Source organism: Chromobacterium sp. S0633, from assembly GCF_024158805.1.
GTDB lineage: Bacteria > Pseudomonadota > Gammaproteobacteria > Burkholderiales > Chromobacteriaceae > Chromobacterium.
Window position 1 is genome coordinate 1 of the sequence record NZ_JAMZGH010000103.1, and the last position, 2,378, is coordinate 2,378.

At 72.9% G+C, this 2,378-nt stretch carries 2 protein-coding genes; both read right to left on the reverse strand.

Features of this window, described 5'->3' with window-relative positions; genetic code table 11:
- Positions 1 to 69: 69 nt before the first annotated feature.
- On the reverse strand, positions 70 to 1,242 hold the full coding sequence (locus tag NK214_RS24730; RefSeq protein WP_107798537.1) for an acyl-CoA dehydrogenase family protein: 1,173 nt from the start codon (positions 1,240 to 1,242) through the stop codon (positions 70 to 72).
- A partial coding sequence (locus tag NK214_RS24735; protein ID WP_253315786.1) for a thioesterase domain-containing protein occupies positions 1,239 to 2,378 on the reverse strand: 1,140 nt, incomplete at its 5' end. The genes NK214_RS24730 and NK214_RS24735, both read right to left, overlap by 4 nt.

Sequence of the window (2,378 nt, forward strand, 5' to 3'; positions counted from 1 at the left end):
CCCGCGTCGCGCGCGCGCCGACGCGGGGGCGGCCCAGCGCCGCCATCGCGCGCTCCGCGATCCGCGCGCTCATGCCAGCTCCCGCCGGAAACCGGCCAGCGCATGGCGCGCCACCAGGCTCTTGTGCACCTCGTCCGGGCCGTCGTAAATCCGCCCCGCGCGTTCGTGCCGCCACAGCACATTGAGAATCGTGTCGCCGCTGACGCCCAACGCGCCCTGCACCTGCAGCGCGTGATCGAGCACGGTCTGCGTCACGCCGGCCACGAAGAACTTCGCGATCGAGATGTCGATCTGCGCGCGCTCGTGGCGGTTCTGCAGCCGCGTGGCCGCCTGGGTCACCAGCAGGCGCGCGGCGTCTATCGACGCGCGGCTCTCGGCGATCCAGTTCTGCACCGTCTGGCGCGAGGACAGCAGCTCGCCCGCCGCCAGTTCCCGGCGGCAGGCGCGCCGGCACATGATGGCGAAGGCGCGCTCGCACACGCCTATCCAGCGCGCGCAATGGTGCAGCCGTCCGGTGGCGAGCCTGGCCTGCAGCACGACGAAGCCCTCGCCGGGCTTGCCCAGCATCGCGTCCTCGCCCACCCGGCAATCGTCCAGCACCAGTTCGCCGTGGCTGGCCCAGCCGCAGCCCTCGTCCCCCATCACCCGCAGATTGCGGACGTGGCGGAAGCCGGGCGCGTCGGTGGGCACGATGAAGGTGCTGGTGCGCGCGTGCAGCGGCGCGGCCTCGTCGGTGACGGCCAGCACGATGGCGAAGCCCGCGCCGTCGGCGCCGGACGCGAACCATTTGCGGCCGTTCAGATGCCAGGCGCCGTCCCTGTACACCGCCGTCGTTTTCAGCGAGGAGGGATTCGATCCGGCGGACTCCGGCTCCGTCGCCGCGAAGCAGCTGCGCAGCTCGCCGCGCAATAGCGGCTCCAGCCAGCGCCGGCGCTGCGCGGGAGTCGCGTACTCCAGCAGCACGTCGATATTGCCGGCGTCGGGCGCCTGGTAGTTGACCGCGTAATGGCCCAGCGGCGAGGCGCCCAGCAGCTCGCCCACCTCCACCAGCTCAAGCAGGTTCAGGCCCAGCCCGCCGTCGGCGCGCGGCACCTGCGGCAGCCACAGGCCATGCGCCCGGTTGGCCGCGCGGATGCCGCTCATCAACTGTTCCACGGTTTCGAAATCGCCGTTGGCGAGCGCCGCCTCCGGTTCCGCCAGCGCCGCCTCGACGGCGGCGAATGCCTTGACTCTGGTGTTCATTGTTCTTCCTCGGTTTCCATGTCTGAAACGGCCCGCCGCGCGGCGGCCTCCACGGCGCGCAAGGCGCCGGCCAGCCCGCTGACGAAGGGGGGGCGCATGATGCCGACGTGATCGCCGGGCAGGCGCAGCGGCGTCGCCGCGGCCGGCGCCGCCGCGCGCCAGCCGTCGATGAGCGCGGCGTCGTCGGGCGCGTTCGCCTCGCCGCCCCTGTCCGCGGCCACAATCAAATGCAGCGCGCCGGCATAAGGCGTCGCCGGCGCGTAATCCGTCAGCGAATGCGCGATGAAGGCGCGCACGCGCGCCGCGAACTCGGGCAGGCCAAGCTCCTCCGGCAGCACGCCCGCCGCTATCAAGCGCTCGCGCAAACGCTCCACTCTCCGCGCATCGTCCAGCGCGTCGAATTCATCGGCGTCGAATAGCCGCTTGGCGTCGGCCAGACGCGCGAAGCTGTTGCCGATCTCCGCCATCCAGCGGCTGTTCCGCCAGTCCCGCTTGTGCGGCCGCGCCGCCGGCCCCGGCGGCAGGCTGTCCACGATGGAGACCCAAGCCACCGCCTCGCCCTGGCCGGCCAGTTGCCGCGCAATCTCAAGCGCGACCCAGCCGCCGAAAGAATGGCCGCCCAGGCGATAAGGCCCGTAAGGCCGCACCCGCCGGATGTCGGCGATCAGCGCCGTCGCGATGGCTTCGACGCCGGCCGCGTCGGCCTCGCCGGACCCGGGCAGCTCCATGCCCCATACCGAGAAGTCCTTGGACAGCTCGGCCGCGAGCGCGCGCAGATACGGCACATGCCCGCCCGCGCCCGGCGCGAAGAACAGCGGCGGCGCGTCGCCCGGCGCGGACAGCGCGACGAGCGCGCCGACCCGGACGCCGTCCGCGCCCGCCCCCTCGGTTTCGATGACCCGGGCCTGCTCGGCCACGGTCTGCGCCGTCAACAGACGGGCCACCACCGCCGCGTCCAGGCCAAAGGCCCGGCCGGCGCGGGAGCAGATCCGCAGCATCAGCAAAGAATCTCCGCCCAGCGCGCTGAAATCGCTGTCCTCCGACGGCGGTTCGCGCTTGAGCACGGCCGTCCACAAGGCGCTCAGCTCGCGTCGCAACGCCGCGCCGCTGGGCCGCGCGGCGGCGGGCGCCTTGGC

Bases quoted from the DNA above. Each gene is read 5' to 3' on its own strand.
- NK214_RS24730 (WP_107798537.1), bottom strand. From the start codon at position 1,242: ATGAACACCAGAGTCAAGGCATTCGCCGCCGTCGAGGCGGCGCTGGCG.